The sequence below is a fragment of the Apibacter sp. B2912 genome, from assembly GCF_009827835.1.
Taxonomy (GTDB): Bacteria; Bacteroidota; Bacteroidia; order Flavobacteriales; family Weeksellaceae; genus Apibacter.
Genome location: NZ_WINV01000001.1, coordinates 576,856 through 593,874 on the forward strand (window position 1 = coordinate 576,856; position 17,019 = coordinate 593,874).

Sequence of the window (17,019 nt, forward strand, 5' to 3'; positions counted from 1 at the left end):
CTTATCCTTTTAATCTATTAAATAAGCTAACATCTACAGATCGTGTATTTCTATACATCATGGTTATGATGGCTAATCCTACTGCAACTTCGGCTGCTGCCACAACCATAATAAAAAATACTAATATTTGACCGTCTGCATCTCCTTTGTAGGCAGAAAATGCTGCCAACAATAGATTCACTGAATTCAACATCAGCTCCACACATCCTAAAATTATGATTGCATTTCTTCTTACTAATACTCCTGTTACTCCTATACAAAATAGTAATGCGGATAAGTATATAAAATAATCTACCGGTATACTTTGTAATAAACTGTTAACCATTTCTTTTTTGTTTCAAGAAAATAAATATTTTTTTATAAATCTCTTTTTCCTATCATAACTGCACCAACTAATGCACCTAAAAATAGAATCCCAGCTAATTCGAAGGGTAATACGTATTGACTAAATAATAAGTGTCCTAAATTTTTAGTTAATCCAATTTGACTGTCGGGATTAGTAGGAAAATCTATTTGTTGATATCCTCTTAATGCTCCAATAAATCCAATGAATACTAATCCTCCGCATATGGTTGCCAAAATTCGAAAAGCACTTCCTTTTAATGGCTCGTCTTTTTCTTTCAAATTCAACATCATGAGAACATAGAGGAATAAAACCATAATGGCTCCGGAGTAAACTATAATTTGAACTACACTTAAAAATTGAGCATTTAACATTATATATAAACCTGATATGGAAAAAAAGGTTATGATCAATGAAATGATGCTGTACATAGGGTTTTTACTGAATACAACAAATAATGCGCTCACAATTGCACTAGCAGATATTAAATAAAACAAAATTGCTTCCATATTCTTTATTTTTCTACCGTATATTTTTTTATTTGCCTTTGTGAAACGTCTATTCTATTGTCCATGCTTTCTACAAGCTTATCTTTCTTGTATATAAATTCTTTGCGTAAATGTTCCGGCATTACTAAACGGTCAGTAAGAAATATGGCTTCTTTAGGGCATGCTTCTTCACACATTCCGCAAAATATGCATCGTAACATGTTTATTTCATAGTTTTCTGCATATTTTTCCTCTCTATATAAGTGTTCTTCTCCTCGCTTTCTTTCAGCGGCAACCATTGTAATGGCTTCAGCCGGACAGGCTAATGCGCATAATCCACAAGCTGTACAACGCTCTCTTCCTTCATCGTCTCTTTTGAGTACATGTCTGCCTCTGTATATAGGACTAAACTCTCTTTTCTTTTCTGGATATGAAGTGGTAACCGGTTTTTTGAAAAAATGACTAAAAGTGATTTTCATTCCTCCTAATACTGCAGGAAGATATATCTTTTCTTTTAAGGTCATTTCTTTATTTGAAATTATCTTAGATTTATTGGTAAGCCTCTGCATAAATTTAATTTCTTTCTTTACTTTTTTCTTTATTTTAGCCAAATACTACAATAGTAGCAGTTATTAATAAATTGAGAATGGACAAAGGTATCATGACTCTCCAACCTAAACGCATTAATTGGTCGTATCTGAATCTAGGTAATGTCCACCTTACCCACATAAAACAGAATATACAAAAGACTATTTTTATTAAAAATGCTACTATACTTATAATTCCTATTGCATTTTCTCCGAGTGTTCCGTTTTTGGCCAATTCATTCATAAACGGAAAGCTGTAACCTCCAAAAAATAGAGTACTTATTAAAGCTGAACTAATAAACATGTTTATATATTCAGCAAAAAGGAATGTACCGAATTTCATGGATCCGTATTCTGTATGATAACCTCCGATCAGCTCGGATTCACATTCTGCCAAATCAAAAGGGGCTCTGTTTAGTTCTGCAAACGAACAGGTAACGAACAATACGAATGCTAAGGGTTGATAAAATACATTCCAAGCCATACCATTTAAAAATGATAATCCGTATAAGTTGGAAGCTTGTTGCTCAACCATGGCTCTTAAATCCAATGTTCCTGTCATCATAATGATGGATAGAAGGGATAATCCCATAGCCAACTCATAAGAGATCATTTGTGAAGAAGCTCTTATAGCCCCTAATAATGAATACTTATTATTAGATGCCCAACCTCCCAGCATGATTCCGTATACTCCGATGGATACAATACCCATTATATACAGAACTCCTACATCAATGTTTGCTACTTGAACTAAATGAGATTCTCCTGCTATAAATAAAGATTTTCCCCAAGGAATCACTGCTCCTGTGCTTAATGCTATTAGCATTAAAATTCCCGGTGATATGATAAACAACCATTTTTCTGCATTTTTTGGAACAAAATCTTCTTTGAAAAAAAGTTTTCCTCCGTCGCATAAAGGTTGCATTAAACCAAATATTCCTGCTCTATTGGGTCCTATTCTATCTTGTAAAAAGGCTGCTACTTTTCGCTCCATTAAGGTTTCATAAGCTGCAGCTCCTAAACACAACGCAAATAAAATAACTACCAATACTACTGTAAACCACATATTATATATATTATTCTAATGTTTTAGCTTTAAATTTTTCGATTTTATAATGCGGATCATTTTTAGGTAATGGTAATTCGTAATGATTTACCGAAATTACAGAATGATCGCTGATATGGGCAGGACCTTCTATATTCCAATAATTCAGATCTTTTCTTTCAAATCGACAATCATTGCATATAAATTCTTCTACTTCATTGTATGCATCTTTTCGCGCTGTTACCCGTATAATGGTATCTCCTTTCATCCATAATACTGCTTTGCCGCTGCATTTTTCACAAGTACAAGTTGCATTTACCGGTTCTGTAAACCAAACTCTACTTTTAAATCGAGCGGTTCTATCTGTTAAAGCTCCTACCGGACAAACATCGATCATGTTTCCTGAAAAATCATTTTCAATAGCTTTGCTTATGTATGTACTTATTTCCGCATGATCCCCTCTGAATAGTATCCCTTGATTTCTTTGGTCGGTAAGTTGATTGGCAACTAATACACATCTTGCACAAAGAATACATCGGTTCATGTTTAATTTTATGTACGGTCCTAAATCATCGGATTGAAAAGTTCTTCTTGGGAATTCAGAACGGGTTTTATCCAACCCATGCTCATAAGCCAAATCCTGAAGTTTACATTCTCCTGCCTGGTCGCATATAGGACAATCTAAAGGATGGTTAATTAATAAAAATTCTGTAACTCCTTGTACGGCTTGTATCACTCTTTCAGAAGTAATAACTTTTACTTCCATACCATCCATTACATTGGTACGACAAGCCGGTACTAACTTAGGCATAGGACGTGGATCTTTTTCTGATCCTTTAGTCACTTCCACCAAACAAGTGCGGCAACGCCCCCCACTTCCTTCCAATTTACTATAATAGCACATAGTAGGCGGAACAGAGGCTCCTCCTATTTGTCGTGCTGCTTCTACAATTGGAATCCCTGGATTTACTTCTACAGTAATTCCATCTATTGTTACTTTTATTTTATTTGGTTCTTCGTTCATTAGATTTTAATATATCTTGGTGCATTAAAAATGCCAACTGAATCCGAATGTGTAATTCCATTGGAGATACAAAATATTTTGAGAAGCTTTATCTGAACTATTGGATGTTGTTCTAATATCCGGCATGGATATAACTCCTTCTTTTAATTCCGTTCTAAGGAAAAAAAGATCCCAGAACAGCAATTCTGCTCCCACTTTTGCATCTAACCCCCATCCTGCTAAATGAAATTTATCATGTCTTTCATTATTCATTATAGTTGCATTGGTTTTTGGGATTAGCAATCCTAAACCTCCTCCTGCTATACTATTAAATTTAAAAAAGCCGGAGCTTATGAAATTATGATAATATTCTATTTCTGCATTCAAGTAATTTAGACCGTCAGTATGTTCTAAATGTAAAAAATCATCAGTTAAATAAATGTATTCTCCGTCAACGATTGCATCCTCATATCCGGGAGTGTTAATTGTTCCTGTTGATTTAACCCATTGCCCCGGTCTAACTACATATTTCATATGATCCATACCTAAAGAAACTGCCCAGTTATCTTTGAAGAAATAACCGATTCTATAATTTACTTGAGGTATTGTTACTCTGGTTGGATCTAAGAAATCATGAAAATTCCAGCCAATCGGCTTATCGTCGCCTTTTACTCCATGTAGGGTAAAATTATAATCATTACCTGTGAAATGGACGGATGACCTTCCATAATAGGCTCGATTCCAACCCCAGTAGGCGTATACTTCACCTTTTCTGTGGGCTTTTCTTTTGTTCTTTTCTTGTTCTTGGGCATCTACTGCACCAATTGTAAATATTGCTAATAAAAACAATAAATTACTTTTGTTAAATAGTTGCATATTCAGCTATACCATAATTTTTTGTTAAACATTCTGGATTATTTATATGCCATTGGAACTCATCTCTAAAATGTCTAATAGCTGCTGCAACCGGCCAGGACGCTGCATCTCCTAAAGGACATATCGTATTACCGTCTATCTTACTTTGTATATTCCATAGCAAATCGATATCGTCGTATGTTCCCCGTCCTTCTTCTATTTTTTTTAGTATTCTGTACATCCACCCGGTCCCTTCGCGACAAGGTGTACATTGTCCACAACTTTCATGATTATAAAAACGCGCCAGAGTCATCGTATGTCTTACTATACACTGGTCTTCATCTAACACTATAAATCCGCCTGAACCTAAGGCTGTTCCTGTAATAAACCCTCCATCTGCCATACTTTCGTAATTCATCAAACGGGTTTCGCCGTTAGCTGTTTTTAGTAATAATTTAGCGGGTAAAATAGGAACTGATGATCCACCCGGAATACAGGCTTTCAATTTTTTACCTTTAGGTATTCCTCCGCAATATTCTTCGCTGAAAATAAATTCTTCTATACTTAAATTGAAGTCAACTTCGTATACTCCCGGTTTATTCAGGTTTCCACAAGCGGAAATTAATTTAGTTCCCGTAGATCTTCCTACTCCCATTTTAGCATATTCTTCTCCGGTTATGGAAATAATAGCCGGTACAGTTGCAATGGTTTCTACGTTATTAACCACGGTAGGGCATTGGTATAACCCTTTAACGGCCGGAAAAGGTGGTTTCAATCTAGGGTTACCTCGTTTTCCTTCTAAAGATTCCAACAAAGCTGTTTCTTCTCCGCACACATAAGCTCCTGCACCGCGTTGAACATAAATTTCCAGATCATATCCTGTATTCTTTATATTCTTACCTAAAAAGCCATTTGCTTTTGCTTCTTGTATTGCGTGTTCTAAGATCTCGGGAATCCAAGAATATTCTCCTCGTATATATATATAGGAAACGTTGGCTCCTAAACAAAAAGATGAAATAAGTATACCTTCTATTAATTGATGAGGTATATATTCCATTAAATATCGGTCTTTAAAAGTTCCCGGCTCTGATTCATCTGCATTTACCACTAAATAACGCGGCACTCCTTCCGGCTTAGCCAAAAAGCTCCATTTCAACCCCGTAGGAAACCCGGCACCTCCACGACCTCTAAGTCCACTGGTCTTAACTTCTTCTAAAATTTCATCAGGAGTCATTTTAAGGGCCTTTTCCGCTGCAGTGTAGCCTCCATGCTTTCTAAAAACTTCAAAAGTTTTTATTCCTTCTACATCAATATTTTTAAGCAATAATTTTTTACTCATTATATTATAATATATGCTTCTAACTTATTGTTTAATCAATTGCAATATTTCCCGCCCTGCAAAGGTCAATGATTTCATCTACTTTTTCTTTTGTCAGATGTTCATGATAAAATTTACCAATTTGCATCATAGGGGCATACCCGCAAGCGCCTAAGCATTCTGCCGGTTTTAGAGTAAACATACCATCTGCGGTTGTTTCTCCTTCTTTTATCTGCAATTTTTCTTTAATATGTTCTATGATTTGATCGCTTCCATTTAACATGCATGGACCGGTTCTACATACTTCCAACACATATTTTCCGACAGGCTGCATATTAAACATTGTATAAAAAGTAGCTACTTCATATACTTCTATTGGTGAAATATTTAATAAAGAAGCCACATAATCCATAACAGGGACATCTAGCCATCCTCCAAATTCTTTTTGAGCCAAATGCAATACAGGAATTAAAGCAGATTTTTGCTTACCTTCCGGATATCTTGCAATTATTTCATGTACTTTATTTAAGGATTCGCTGCTAAAAACTATCTCTTTATCAGGGCTTACACCGTTTTTAGTCATTTTTATTTTAATGTTAGGTTGCAAATATACAATAATGAATTTTACTTGAAAAGTTTAAGTAACTGTTTTTAATCTATATTTAACAATCTGGAATCATTATAAATAACACAAAATAACTGTTTTATAGAGATTAAACTGTTTATAAGAACCTTTGCTCACCTTATTTCGGGTTAAATTTACTTTTTATAGACTTCTTTTTCCTATAAGATTTGTTTTACAACGCATTATCTTACTCTATTGAAATTTATTCTCATTCATTATTAGTATATTTAAATGAATAGTCCTTAATAAAATAGTTTGATTTTTAAATTATATTGAATCAATGTATTAATCAAAATCTCAAAAAATAATTAAAATATTATTTTCCGTTTTATAAAATAAATGTATATTTGCAGTCCAAAACCAGTAAGCGGATGTGGTGGAACTGGTAGACACGCTAGACTTAGGATCTAGTGCCGTGAGGCGTGGGGGTTCGATTCCCTTCATCCGTACAAAAATTAAAAGCAATTAACTGAATAAAGGTTAGTTGCTTTTTTATTTTATAGAATTTTCAAGACTATTGCACGATTATATTAACACTAAGAATGATTTCTAATACCATCTTTGTAAACATATTCAAAATATTTTAACGTCTCTTTATAAGAATATTCGCTTATGGATGTAAAAAGATCATATTTAGAGGCTGTTTATTTATTTCCTAAATAATTGTAAATTGTTCGTTCATGTTCAATTAAATATGATTTTTAAATAGTTTCAACCTATTTAGTATGTTTCGATTCTTATCATTTGAAAATATACCTAAACTAACTCCGGCAGATATTTTAATAGGAGAACAACTTGTAATCATTCTTGACAGGTATTTTAATAAAGTATAAATACTGTTTTGAGAAAATTTATTTATAAACTGTTTCTCAACAATGATCTTATAAAGCTCTAGGGATGCTAAAAAGATAGCTTCCATAATTTTTTTATTTAACAATTTACTGGATTTTCATTTATTTTTTTAAAAAATTTAAAAGAGATGTTCTTATTAAAAATTTATGAAATAAAATTTAATGGTTCATTTGTTTTTTTACTTAAATTATAATCAATTAAAAATACTGTTAATACTGAAAAAAACATTAATAATCCAACAGGGCCAAATAAATCATTATAATCAATCTGTATAAAAGCTAACGTTTGTTCAATAGCATTAATTCCTCCGTGTAAAGCGCCAATGACAAATAGGCTTTGTGTTCTTTTTAAGGCAAAAGAAAAGTAGAATGATATAGCAATACATAATATAACCATCATAAGAATCCCCCAATAAGGGTGGTTAGGATAATTATGTCCAGATATTATTATGGGTGCGTGCCATGCCCCCCAAATGACCCCGATTATTATATTTTTTTTAAAAAAAGAAAAATTTAAATTTTTCTCTAAAAAACCTCTCCAACCAATTTCTTCCCCCAAAGCAATGAAACCATTTATAGATATTGAGGACATTAAACTTGCGATGAACATTATTGGAACCAATAGGAATAATAAAGAGTCGATTTTTAATATAGATGGTATTTTTTGTAAAATTTCTGGATTTAGTTGTCGATAACTTGTAATTAGTTTTCCAAAGGGTTCAATTTCTAATACATTCCCAAATAAATACCCATAAAACATCACTAAAACTGGAAGTAACAAATTGGTTATCAGCAGATATTTAAAAGTTTGTTTCCAGTTAATATTTTTAAAATTTAATTGAAATTTTTCTGATGTTACCAAAAATTTCCTATTTTCTACTTTAAATGCTACTAAAGCAGGAATAATCATTAATAATAATGTGAATAGTAACTGAATGGGATTAACAGTATTTTGTGACTTCGGAATATTCCAGATAATTACCCCTATTATACCTGATATAAGATAACATATACTTATAAATGCAAGAATTTTCTTCATTTATAACAGGTTTTAATTTTCATATAAATATACTAATTTTCCTAATTTATAATACTTCTCTGATATGTCATATTGGCTAATTTCATTCTCTGGTTTTCTCTTAATGAAAATATCTATTTTTTACTTTAACAAATCTTTACTTATTTCAATATCATCATTATTATCTAGATTGAATATTTCAATAATATGGTTTTCTAATTTACCTAAATCATCTTTCTCTTTTTTTACTCCTGCAAGTTTATCATAAGGCAAATCATGTTGTTTACCATCACTTTTAAACCAAAATTTTCTATGTGAAATATAACCTGTATTAATAAAATAGGTCAATTTCATTTTCATTCTTATGAATTAAACGAAGTGTAATTGCTCCTGTTTCTTTTTTAGATTTGCTTCAATAGAGAAAATGAATATTAGCCTTAATTTTGTAATTTAAAATTACGCTAATATAAAAGCAAGAATATACACAATATTTGCGCGATTATATTGTATTTAGTTAGATTATTTTACACCTATTTAGATTTATACATTTTATTAATAATAATCAAATATATAATTAATTATAGGGTTCAACTCCCTTCATATGCATCAAAATAAATAGCAATTAACTAATTGAAAGTTAATTGCTTTTTTTGTTTTATAAAATTTAGTAGATTAAATCGTTTTTAATTATGTATAAAAATTTTAAATAAATTCTTTTGTAAATTATAATAAACAATTAATCAATTTCTTTTAGTGATTAGATACAAATTTAAGACCTACTATAGAGCTAACCAGAGTAATTATAAAAAATATTCTCCAAAAAGTTGCCGGTTCTTTAAAAACAAATATTCCTAACAATACTGTACCCACTGCTCCTACACCGGTCCATACTGCATAAGCTGTACCTAACGGAAGGGTTTGAGAAGCCTTAATCAACAATAACATGCTCGAAATCATACAAATTAAAAAACTGATATACCAATAGTATACTGCATTTCCTTGAGAATTTTTTGCTTGTCCTAAACTAAAAGTAAATCCGACTTCAAACAAACCGCCGATAATTAACAAAATCCAATTCATATTTATCTCTATAAGCTTATATTTTCCACACAAAAATAAATAAAAACTTATTTTTTATTTAGTATGGTTTATATCTTTATATAATATGCGTTTATTTATAATTAACAATCTCTAGCTGTATGCAACTGTTAAATCATAAATGATTTTTTATCAAACATCGCATAAAAATAACTGATCTTAAATTATGCATATATTTAATTCAAAGTTTTAACAACTTATCTGAATATACTTTATTCTATAAAAATATTTAAATGCATTTTCAAGTAATATTTTTTAATCCTATAAAATTTCACTAAAATTGTAACCAATTGATAGTAATCGTATGAAAATAGTAAAATTTGGAGGATCATCTGTCGGTTCCGGTCAAAGTATACAAAATGTACTTAATATTCTGCAGAACAAATATGCTTCAGGCGAAAAATTTATAGTAGTATCATCTGCCATGAGCGGAGTTACCAATATTTTAACGGAACTGGCACAAATTGCCTCTGAAGGAAAGGATTTTAAAAAAGGTCTTATTGAAATTGAACAAAGACATTTTACGGTTATTAAAGAAATGATTACGGTTAAAAATCAAAATCCTGCATTTACTCAGATTAAGATTTTTATAAACGAGATCGAAGATCTTTTGCAAGGAGTCTATAGCTTGAGGGAACTCAGTCTTCAAAGCAAAGATCTTATTTTAAGTTATGGAGAAAAATGCTCCACTTTTTTATTGAGTCAAATAGCCAAACAATATTTTTCAGAAAGTATTTATGTAGATACTTCAAACCTTATAAAAACAGACAGCAATTTTGGAAATGCCCGAGTACATACTCCCGTTACAGAACAGTTATTGCAAGAATTTTACAAAGAGCATTCACATCAAATCCTGTTTTTTACAGGTTTTATAGCCTCCAATGAAAACAATCGAATTACGACATTAGGAAGAGGAGGCAGTGATTATACGGCGGCCATAATAGCTGCCGCCTTAGATGCAAAAGAAATTGAGCTTTGGTCTGATGTAGACGGTATGCTAACCGCAGATCCTCGTGTCGTAAAGAAGGCTTTTTCATTATCTGAACTTTCCTATACGGAAGCAATGGAATTATCTTATTTTGGAGCGAAAGTTATCTATCCTCCAGCCATGATTCCGGCTTTTCGAAAAAAAATACCTATTGTATTGAAAAACACCTTTAATCCTTCTTTTAAAGGAACAAGGATTGAAGAACATACTCATAAAAATGCATACCCGATTCGGGGTATTTCTTCCATAGATGAAATCAGCCTGATCAATATTACGGGAAGCGGAATGATTGGTAAGATTGGTTTCAGCGGCAAACTTTTCTCTTTATTAGCACGTGAACATATTAATGTAATCCTTATTACTCAATCGTCTTCCGAACATAGTATTACATTTGCCATTGAGCCCAAGGATGTTCATAAAGCAAAACAGCTTTTCAACAGTGAATTTGAGTTGGAACTGGAAACCAATAAATTAAATCCGCCTATCATTGAAGAAAATTTATGTGTATTAGCCATAGTTGGTGAAAATATGAAACAAACCCCGGGGATATCGGGCAAGCTTTTCCAGGCTTTAGGACGTAATGGAATCAACATACATGCCATTGCACAAGGATCATCCGAATACAATATTTCGGTAATAATAAAACGTAAGAATATATCGAAAGCTCTGAATGCTGTTCATGATGCGTTTTTCACTCAACTAACCAAAACACTTCATGTATTCAGTGTAGGAACAGGAAATATCGGGGCAACCTTGCTGCGACAAATCGATGCTCAAAGTGATTTTTTACGAGAAAACAATGGTATTGAAGTAAAGATAAACGGAATAGCAAATTCCAGAAAAATGATTATTGACGAAGACGGCATTGATCTTACACAATGGCAAGAAAGAATAAATAAGGGAGAAACCTCTAATTTGGATGAATTCATCCAAAAAATTAAGTTGTTAAATCTTTCCAACTGTATTTTTGTGGATAATACTGCAAGTCCAATAACCGGAACGTATTATAAAGAACTTTTCGAATCTAATGTTTCGGTAGTTACCTGTAATAAAATAGCTAATTCCTCTTCATATAAAGATTATAAAGATTTAAAAGATACTGCCAGAAGAAGAGGCGTCGATTTCTTTTATGAAACGAATGTAGGAGCCGGATTACCCATCATACGGACTTTAAAGGATTTAATGACCAGCGGGGACAGGATCATCAAAATTGAGGCTATTTTAAGCGGTACTATTTCTTATATATTCAACAATTTTAGAGGCAATACTTCTTTTTATGAGGTTGTTAAAAAAGCCCATGAATTAGGCTATACGGAACCGGATCCTCGAGAAGATTTGAGCGGGAAAGATTTTATGCGTAAAATGATGATTCTCGCACGTGATGCTGGATATGAAATTGAAGAAAAAGATGTTGAGTTAGGAGCTATCCTTCCTGAAAGCTGTTTCAAAGCTCCCTCGATTGATGACTTTTATGAAGAATTAAAAAAATCTGATTCTTATTTTAACGAGTTGAAAGAAAAGGCTGAAAATGAAAATAAAGTATTACGATATATAGGAAAGTTGGAAGATGGAAAGGCTTCCGTTAATTTGGAATTCGTAGACGCTTCTCATCCTTTTTACAATTTAACGGGAAGTGATAATATTATCTCATTTACAACAGAGCGATATAAATTTAATCCATTGGTAATAAAAGGTCCGGGAGCAGGTGCTGAAGTTACCGCAGCGGGGGTTTTTGCTGATCTTATTAATGTTGGAGCTAATTAATATTTTATAAAATCTAGATATTTTTTAGATTTTAGGTTGAAAACTATTTTTTTTTAATTTAGGTATAGGCTTTATTATAAAATAAGACATATAAATTTATTTAAAAATAGTACAACTTAATCGCATCGAAATATTTAAGAAAAGTATTAATTCTTGTAGAATTATAAACCTGATACACCTATTGTTTAAAAAAGTTAGTCTTTTGAAATCAAATATAATTAGCTTACATTTGTCTCACTAAAAATTGAACGTTTTCAAATTTCGATGAAAGAAAAAGATAGTGTGCATGTATTTGCTCCGGCGACTTCAGCTAATTTTATTTGTGGATATGATATTTTAGGATTAGCGTTGAATGAGCCGGGAGATGAAGTTTTTTTAAAACGCGTGGATGAACCCGGAATAAGAATTACTAAGATAACCGGAGATCAAGGGCTTTTACCTACCCATCCGGATAAGAATACGGTGAGTGCATGTGTTAAAATGATTCTCGATTTTTTGGGTAAAAAAAATTACGGAATTGAAATTGAACTTCATAAAAAAATGCCTATCGGTAGCGGTCTGGGCTCTAGTGCAGCAAGTACAATAGCGGGTCTGTTTGCTATTAACCAGCTTTTAGGAGAACCATTATCTAAAAAAGAACTGTTGCCTTTTGCCTTAAAGGGTGAAGAACTGGCTTGCGGGCATGGCCATGCCGATAATGTTGCCCCTTCATTAATGGGTGGGATAACATTAATTAGAAGCTATCAACCGTTAGAAGTAATTAACCTTCCCGTGCCTACGGAACTTTGTTGTTCCATTATTTTTCCACATGTAGAGGTTCAGACTCGCGCAGCCAGACAAATTTTAAAGAATAAAGTTGAACTAAAAGACGCCGTTTCCCAATGGGGAAATATTGCCGGATTGATAACAGGCTTATTTACAGAGGATTACGACTTGTTGTCCAGAAGTTTACAAGACCAATTAATTGAACCTACCCGTTCCATTCTTATACCCGAATTTGAAGCCATGAGAAGAATTGCTATGGAATGCGGGTCCTTAGGTTTCGGAATTTCTGGTTCCGGACCTTCTGTAGTTGCTTTTACCAAAGGAATTGAAACAGCAAAAACAATTACTGCAAAACTTAAAGAACATCTTAAAAATCACGAAATAGAAAGCAATGGTTATTCCTCACCTATAAATAGTAAAGGAGCAACTGTGCTTTCATAATTCAGCCATATAATCTACTCTAACATGAAACTATACAGCACAAATAATAAAAATCTTTCTGTTTCTTTTAAAGAAGCCGTATTTACCAGCTTTCCTTCTGATAAAGGATTGTATATGCCTTGGCAAATCCCAAAATTATCGGAAATTTTTATTCAGAATATTACGGATTATTCTTTTCCTGAAATGGCTTTAGAAATTGCCCATTCTTTTATTGGAGAAGATATCCCTAAAAAAGACTTGGAAAAAATTATAAAGGAAACGATTAGTTTTGATGCCCCATTGGTATCACTAGAAGAAAATTTGGCTGTATTGGAATTATTTCACGGTCCTTCGTTAGCATTTAAAGATTTCGGAGCTCGTTTTATGAGTCGACTTATGGCTTATTTAACCGATAAAAACGATAAAATGTTGGATATTCTGGTGGCTACTTCAGGAGATACTGGAGGAGCTGTCGCTTTAGGTTTTTTAGGGGTTGAAGGTACTCGGGTAACTATTTTATACCCGAAAGGTAAAATTAGTGAAATACAAAGAAAACAATTGACTACAAACGGTCAAAACATTAGAGCCTTGGAGGTAAATGGAACTTTTGATGACTGTCAGGCTTTAGTTAAAATGGCTTTTAATGATGCTGAACTTAATTCAAAATTACGATTAACTTCTGCTAATTCCATCAATATTTCAAGGTTATTGCCGCAAACATTCTATTACCTTTATGCTTATGCTCAAGCAATCAAAAAGAATAAGAAAGATATAGTTTTTGTAGTTCCCAGTGGAAATTTTGGCAATATTGGTGCCGGGTTACTAGCCTATAATTCAGGTCTTCCTGTAAAACATTTTGTTGCAGCTACTAATGTAAATGATACTGTTCCCGTATATTTACAAAAGGGTTCTTATGAACCTAAACCATCCATACAAACTTTATCTAATGCCATGGATGTAGGAAATCCAAGTAATTGGGTACGAATTACCGATTTATTTAATGAAAGCTTAGATTCTTTGCGTAATCTTATATCTGCTTATTCTTTTACCGATTCAGAAACGTTGAATGGTATTAAGGAATTATATGAAAAATACAACTATATCGCTTGTCCTCATACTGCAGTTGCTTATTTAGCTGCAAAGAAGTATAATCATCCACAAGATTTCACCATATTTTTATCTACTGCTCATCCTTGTAAATTTATGGATGTATATCCTGAAAACTTAAAAAGTAAAATTATTATACCTGAACAAGTAAAAGAGTTGGATCATAAAATAAGTTCGGCTACATCTCTTGAAAATAATTTTTCCGATTTGAAAACATTTTTAATGAATTCGTAAACCGTAAAATATGTTGAATTCTTAAATGGAAGTGAGAACAGCACATTAAGGGAAAAATAAAAAGCGGTTACATTTTTTAAAAAATTCCTTATTATATTTGCATACAGAAATTTAACATAAATGATTTTATTACTATTTATAGTACCTTCTGTATCTATTTACTTTCTTTTTACTCTTCTATTTAAGTATATAGCATTACTATCCTTTTCGAATTCATTGTCAAAAAATAATAAATATACGCTAGTTAATCATGAAATATAAAAGAATACTTTTAAAGTTAAGTGGAGAAGCTTTAATGGGAAATCAACAATATGGAATAAGCTCCGAAATTCTTCAAAGTTACTCTAAACAGATAAAAGAAATTTCTGAAATGGGAGTAGAAATAGCAATTGTTATAGGAGGCGGAAACATATTCAGAGGAGTTGCGGGAGTTGCTACCGGTATTGACAGGGTTCAAGGCGACTATATGGGAATGCTTGCCACGGTTATTAACGGAATGGCTTTACAAAGTTCTTTGGAGGCAATGGGAGTACATACCCGTTTGCAAACTTCCATAAAAATGGATCAAATTGCTGAACCTTTTATTAAACGAAGAGCCGATAGGCATTTGGAAAAAGGAAGAGTTGTAATTTTTGGTGCAGGAACCGGAAACCCTTATTTTACTACTGATACAGCCGCTACATTAAAAGCTATCGAAATTAACGCAGAAGTTATCTTAAAAGGGACTCGAGTGGACGGTATTTATGATACTGACCCGGAAAAAAATAAAAATGCAGTAAAATTCAACAGTATTTCTTTTGATGAAGTTTATAAAAAAGGACTTAAAATTATGGATATGACTGCTTTTACGTTAAGTCAAGAAAATGCGCTTCCTATCATTGTATTTGATATGAACAAAGAAGGGAATTTAAGAAAAATTATTGAAGGTAAAGAAGTAGGAACTTTAGTTTCTATTTAATTAATTAATAGTTTATATTTGCAAGGCAACTTATCTGAAAATTATGGAAGAAATAAATTTAATTATAGATACGACTAAGGAAAGCATGGAATCCTCTCTAAAACATTTAGAGTCAGCTTTTAATAAAATACGAGCAGGGCGGGCTAACCCACTCATGCTTCAAAACATTTTAGTGGAATATTATGGGACTCCTACTCCTTTATCTCAAGTTGCCAATATTTCCGTTCCCGATGGAATGACTCTAAGTATACAGCCTTGGGAAAAATCTACTTTGGGCGCTATTGAAAAAGCTATTTTTCAGTCCAATTTAGGCTTTACTCCAAATAATAACGGGGAAAATATTATTATTAACATTCCTCCGTTAACAGAAGAAAGAAGAAAAGACTTAGTAAAACAAGCAAAAGCAGAATGCGAAAATTCTAAGGTTGGTATTCGAAAAGCCAGACAAGAAGCAAATGCCGATATAAAAAAGATAGAGAGTGCTTCAGAAGATGAAAAGAAAAATGGTGAAGAGCAAATACAATCGTTGACTGATAAATATGTTAAATTGGCAGAAGAACATCTTTCCGTTAAAGAGAAAGAGATCATGACAGTATAAGCCGTTCTTAACATACTTTTAAAATATAAAATACCCAATCGGTTTCTTTTTTTAAGAACCGATTTTTTTTATCTTTGAATCTTTATATGTCAAAAACTATAAGTGTCATCGGATTAGGTTTGATTGGAGGTTCTATAGCTCTGGATCTTAAAAAAAGCGGATTTGCTTCAAAAGTTATAGGGACCGATAAGTCTAAACTTCATGAAAAAGAAGCCTTGGAATTATCCATTGTTGATGAAATTATGCCGATGGACGAGGCAATATGTTCTTCCGAATTAACCATTCTATCCACTCCGGTCGATGTAAGCATTAAACTTCTACCTCACCTATTGGATATTCTCCCTGACGGTTCGGTACTTATGGATGTTGGAAGTACTAAATCTTCTTTGATTGAAAAGGTTAAAAATCATCCAAACAGAAAATCATTCGTCCCTTCTCATCCCATGGCAGGAACGGAATATAGCGGTCCATCTGCTGCCTTTCATGGGTTATTTAAAGATCGGGCTGCCATCCTATGTAATTCCAATGAATCTCATCAAATAGCAGTTCATCTGGTTTCTCAAGTTTATTATCATTTAGGATCGCGGCTTATTCTTATGGATGCGGAATCTCATGATGAACATGTGGGGTATGTTTCACATCTTTCTCATGCTATTTCCTATGCTTTGGCCGTTTCCGTTCTTGAAAAAGAAAAAGATGATGCTGCCATATTCAATTTAGCATCCGGTGGGTTTGCTTCTACCGTTCGACTGGCTAAAAGTTCCGTTGATATGTGGCTTCCTATTTTTGAACAAAATTCCAAATATATTTTACCTATTCTTACTACTTATTTGGAAAAGTTGACTGAATTTAAATCTTATTTGGAAAATGGAGAATCCAAACATTTATATGAATTCATCAAAGAAGCTAACCGAATAAAAAATAAGTTAGAGAAAAAATAATCGTTGAATTATT

18 protein-coding genes and 1 tRNA gene are annotated in these 17,019 nt (G+C 32.6%); 7 read left to right on the plus strand and 12 right to left on the minus strand.

What is annotated here, in order from left to right:
- Nucleotide 1: 1 nt before the first annotated feature.
- From nuoK to nuoE, 8 genes are all read right to left on the minus strand, one after another.
- Nucleotides 2–325, minus strand: a complete 324-nt coding sequence (nuoK, locus tag GFV01_RS02640) for an NADH-quinone oxidoreductase subunit NuoK (protein ID WP_105296749.1) — start codon at nt 323–325, stop codon at nt 2–4.
- 32 nt (nt 326–357) lie between these two features.
- A complete protein-coding gene (locus tag GFV01_RS02645; protein ID WP_105296750.1) occupies nt 358–852 on the minus strand; it encodes an NADH-quinone oxidoreductase subunit J in 495 nt (164 codons plus the stop codon).
- Nucleotides 853–857: 5 nt separating this feature from the next.
- Nucleotides 858–1,355, minus strand: coding sequence for an NADH-quinone oxidoreductase subunit I (locus GFV01_RS02650; protein ID WP_160564808.1), 498 nt, complete (start codon nt 1,353–1,355; stop codon nt 858–860).
- A gap of 79 nt (nt 1,356–1,434) precedes the next feature.
- The gene (gene nuoH / locus GFV01_RS02655) at nt 1,435–2,484 is read right to left on the minus strand and encodes an NADH-quinone oxidoreductase subunit NuoH (RefSeq protein WP_160541730.1); all 1,050 of its coding nucleotides are present in this window, start codon (nt 2,482–2,484) and stop codon (nt 1,435–1,437) included.
- Nucleotides 2,485–2,494: 10 nt separating this feature from the next.
- On the minus strand, nt 2,495–3,487 hold the full coding sequence (locus tag GFV01_RS02660) for a 2Fe-2S iron-sulfur cluster-binding protein (protein WP_160564608.1): 993 nt from the start codon (nt 3,485–3,487) through the stop codon (nt 2,495–2,497).
- 24 nt (nt 3,488–3,511) lie between these two features.
- Entirely contained in the window at nt 3,512–4,342 is an 831-nt protein-coding gene (locus GFV01_RS02665) for a hypothetical protein (RefSeq protein WP_221411110.1), read from the minus strand.
- Nucleotides 4,329–5,660 carry an NADH-quinone oxidoreductase subunit NuoF gene (gene nuoF, locus GFV01_RS02670; protein WP_160564612.1) on the minus strand — a complete coding sequence of 444 codons (1,332 nt, stop codon included), beginning with the start codon at nt 5,658–5,660 and terminating at the stop codon, nt 4,329–4,331. The genes GFV01_RS02665 and nuoF overlap by 14 nt, the downstream gene beginning before the upstream one ends.
- A 31-nt stretch (nt 5,661–5,691) precedes the next feature.
- A complete protein-coding gene (gene nuoE, locus GFV01_RS02675) occupies nt 5,692–6,222 on the minus strand; it encodes an NADH-quinone oxidoreductase subunit NuoE (RefSeq protein ID WP_105296755.1) in 531 nt (176 codons plus the stop codon).
- Nucleotides 6,223–6,631: 409 nt separating this feature from the next.
- Between nuoE and GFV01_RS02680 the strand changes: the two genes are divergently transcribed.
- Nucleotides 6,632–6,713 (plus strand) — tRNA-Leu (locus GFV01_RS02680).
- A gap of 239 nt (nt 6,714–6,952) precedes the next feature.
- Here GFV01_RS02680 and GFV01_RS02685 read toward each other — a convergent pair.
- The 4 genes from GFV01_RS02685 to GFV01_RS02700 form a co-directional block, all read right to left on the minus strand.
- A complete protein-coding gene (locus GFV01_RS02685) occupies nt 6,953–7,183 on the minus strand; it encodes a hypothetical protein (RefSeq protein WP_160564613.1) in 231 nt (76 codons plus the stop codon).
- 77 nt (nt 7,184–7,260) lie between these two features.
- Nucleotides 7,261–8,154 (minus strand): CPBP family intramembrane glutamic endopeptidase, encoded by an 894-nt coding sequence (locus GFV01_RS02690; protein WP_160564615.1) that lies wholly within the window; start codon nt 8,152–8,154, stop codon nt 7,261–7,263.
- Nucleotides 8,155–8,274: 120 nt separating this feature from the next.
- On the minus strand, nt 8,275–8,493 hold the full coding sequence (locus GFV01_RS02695; RefSeq protein WP_160564617.1) for a hypothetical protein: 219 nt from the start codon (nt 8,491–8,493) through the stop codon (nt 8,275–8,277).
- A 390-nt stretch (nt 8,494–8,883) separates the two neighbouring features.
- Complete coding sequence (locus GFV01_RS02700; RefSeq protein WP_160541723.1) at nt 8,884–9,213, minus strand: multidrug efflux SMR transporter; 330 nt, start codon at nt 9,211–9,213, stop codon at nt 8,884–8,886.
- A 322-nt stretch (nt 9,214–9,535) separates the two neighbouring features.
- Between GFV01_RS02700 and thrA the strand changes: the two genes are divergently transcribed.
- The 6 genes from thrA (at nt 9,536) to GFV01_RS02730 (ending at nt 17,006) form a co-directional block, all read left to right on the plus strand.
- Nucleotides 9,536–11,983, plus strand: coding sequence for a bifunctional aspartate kinase/homoserine dehydrogenase I (gene thrA, locus GFV01_RS02705; RefSeq protein WP_160564619.1), 2,448 nt, complete (start codon nt 9,536–9,538; stop codon nt 11,981–11,983).
- Nucleotides 11,984–12,247: 264 nt separating this feature from the next.
- Nucleotides 12,248–13,189, plus strand: a complete 942-nt coding sequence (locus tag GFV01_RS02710; RefSeq protein WP_160564621.1) for a homoserine kinase — start codon at nt 12,248–12,250, stop codon at nt 13,187–13,189.
- A 24-nt stretch (nt 13,190–13,213) separates the two neighbouring features.
- Nucleotides 13,214–14,509 (plus strand): threonine synthase, encoded by a 1,296-nt coding sequence (gene thrC, locus GFV01_RS02715; RefSeq protein ID WP_160564622.1) that lies wholly within the window; start codon nt 13,214–13,216, stop codon nt 14,507–14,509.
- 250 nt (nt 14,510–14,759) lie between these two features.
- Entirely contained in the window at nt 14,760–15,467 is a 708-nt protein-coding gene (gene pyrH / locus GFV01_RS02720) for a UMP kinase (protein ID WP_105296761.1), read from the plus strand.
- 43 nt (nt 15,468–15,510) lie between these two features.
- Nucleotides 15,511–16,065, plus strand: a complete 555-nt coding sequence (gene frr / locus GFV01_RS02725; protein WP_160541719.1) for a ribosome recycling factor — start codon at nt 15,511–15,513, stop codon at nt 16,063–16,065.
- A gap of 86 nt (nt 16,066–16,151) precedes the next feature.
- Nucleotides 16,152–17,006: a prephenate dehydrogenase gene (locus tag GFV01_RS02730; RefSeq protein ID WP_160564624.1), complete on the plus strand. Its 855-nt coding sequence runs from the start codon at nt 16,152–16,154 to the stop codon at nt 17,004–17,006.
- Nucleotides 17,007–17,019: the final 13 nt, after the last annotated feature.

Excerpts from the sequence above, each read along its gene's own strand:
- nuoK (WP_105296749.1), bottom strand. The coding sequence starts at position 325 with ATGGTTAACAGTTTATTACAAAGTATACCGGTAGATTATTTTATATAC.
- GFV01_RS02645 (WP_105296750.1), bottom strand. The coding sequence starts at position 852 with ATGGAAGCAATTTTGTTTTATTTAATATCTGCTAGTGCAATTGTGAGC.
- GFV01_RS02650 (WP_160564808.1), bottom strand. The coding sequence starts at position 1,355 with ATGACCTTAAAAGAAAAGATATATCTTCCTGCAGTATTAGGAGGAATG.
- nuoH (WP_160541730.1), bottom strand. The coding sequence starts at position 2,484 with ATGTGGTTTACAGTAGTATTGGTAGTTATTTTATTTGCGTTGTGTTTA.
- GFV01_RS02660 (WP_160564608.1), bottom strand. The coding sequence starts at position 3,487 with ATGAACGAAGAACCAAATAAAATAAAAGTAACAATAGATGGAATTACT.
- GFV01_RS02665 (WP_221411110.1), bottom strand. The coding sequence starts at position 4,342 with ATGCAACTATTTAACAAAAGTAATTTATTGTTTTTATTAGCAATATTT.
- nuoF (WP_160564612.1), bottom strand. The coding sequence starts at position 5,660 with ATGAGTAAAAAATTATTGCTTAAAAATATTGATGTAGAAGGAATAAAA.
- nuoE (WP_105296755.1), bottom strand. The coding sequence starts at position 6,222 with ATGACTAAAAACGGTGTAAGCCCTGATAAAGAGATAGTTTTTAGCAGC.
- GFV01_RS02685 (WP_160564613.1), bottom strand. The coding sequence starts at position 7,183 with ATGGAAGCTATCTTTTTAGCATCCCTAGAGCTTTATAAGATCATTGTT.
- GFV01_RS02690 (WP_160564615.1), bottom strand. The coding sequence starts at position 8,154 with ATGAAGAAAATTCTTGCATTTATAAGTATATGTTATCTTATATCAGGT.
- GFV01_RS02695 (WP_160564617.1), bottom strand. The coding sequence starts at position 8,493 with ATGAAAATGAAATTGACCTATTTTATTAATACAGGTTATATTTCACAT.
- GFV01_RS02700 (WP_160541723.1), bottom strand. The coding sequence starts at position 9,213 with ATGAATTGGATTTTGTTAATTATCGGCGGTTTGTTTGAAGTCGGATTT.
- thrA (WP_160564619.1), top strand. The coding sequence starts at position 9,536 with ATGAAAATAGTAAAATTTGGAGGATCATCTGTCGGTTCCGGTCAAAGT.
- GFV01_RS02710 (WP_160564621.1), top strand. The coding sequence starts at position 12,248 with ATGAAAGAAAAAGATAGTGTGCATGTATTTGCTCCGGCGACTTCAGCT.
- thrC (WP_160564622.1), top strand. The coding sequence starts at position 13,214 with ATGAAACTATACAGCACAAATAATAAAAATCTTTCTGTTTCTTTTAAA.
- pyrH (WP_105296761.1), top strand. The coding sequence starts at position 14,760 with ATGAAATATAAAAGAATACTTTTAAAGTTAAGTGGAGAAGCTTTAATG.
- frr (WP_160541719.1), top strand. The coding sequence starts at position 15,511 with ATGGAAGAAATAAATTTAATTATAGATACGACTAAGGAAAGCATGGAA.
- GFV01_RS02730 (WP_160564624.1), top strand. The coding sequence starts at position 16,152 with ATGTCAAAAACTATAAGTGTCATCGGATTAGGTTTGATTGGAGGTTCT.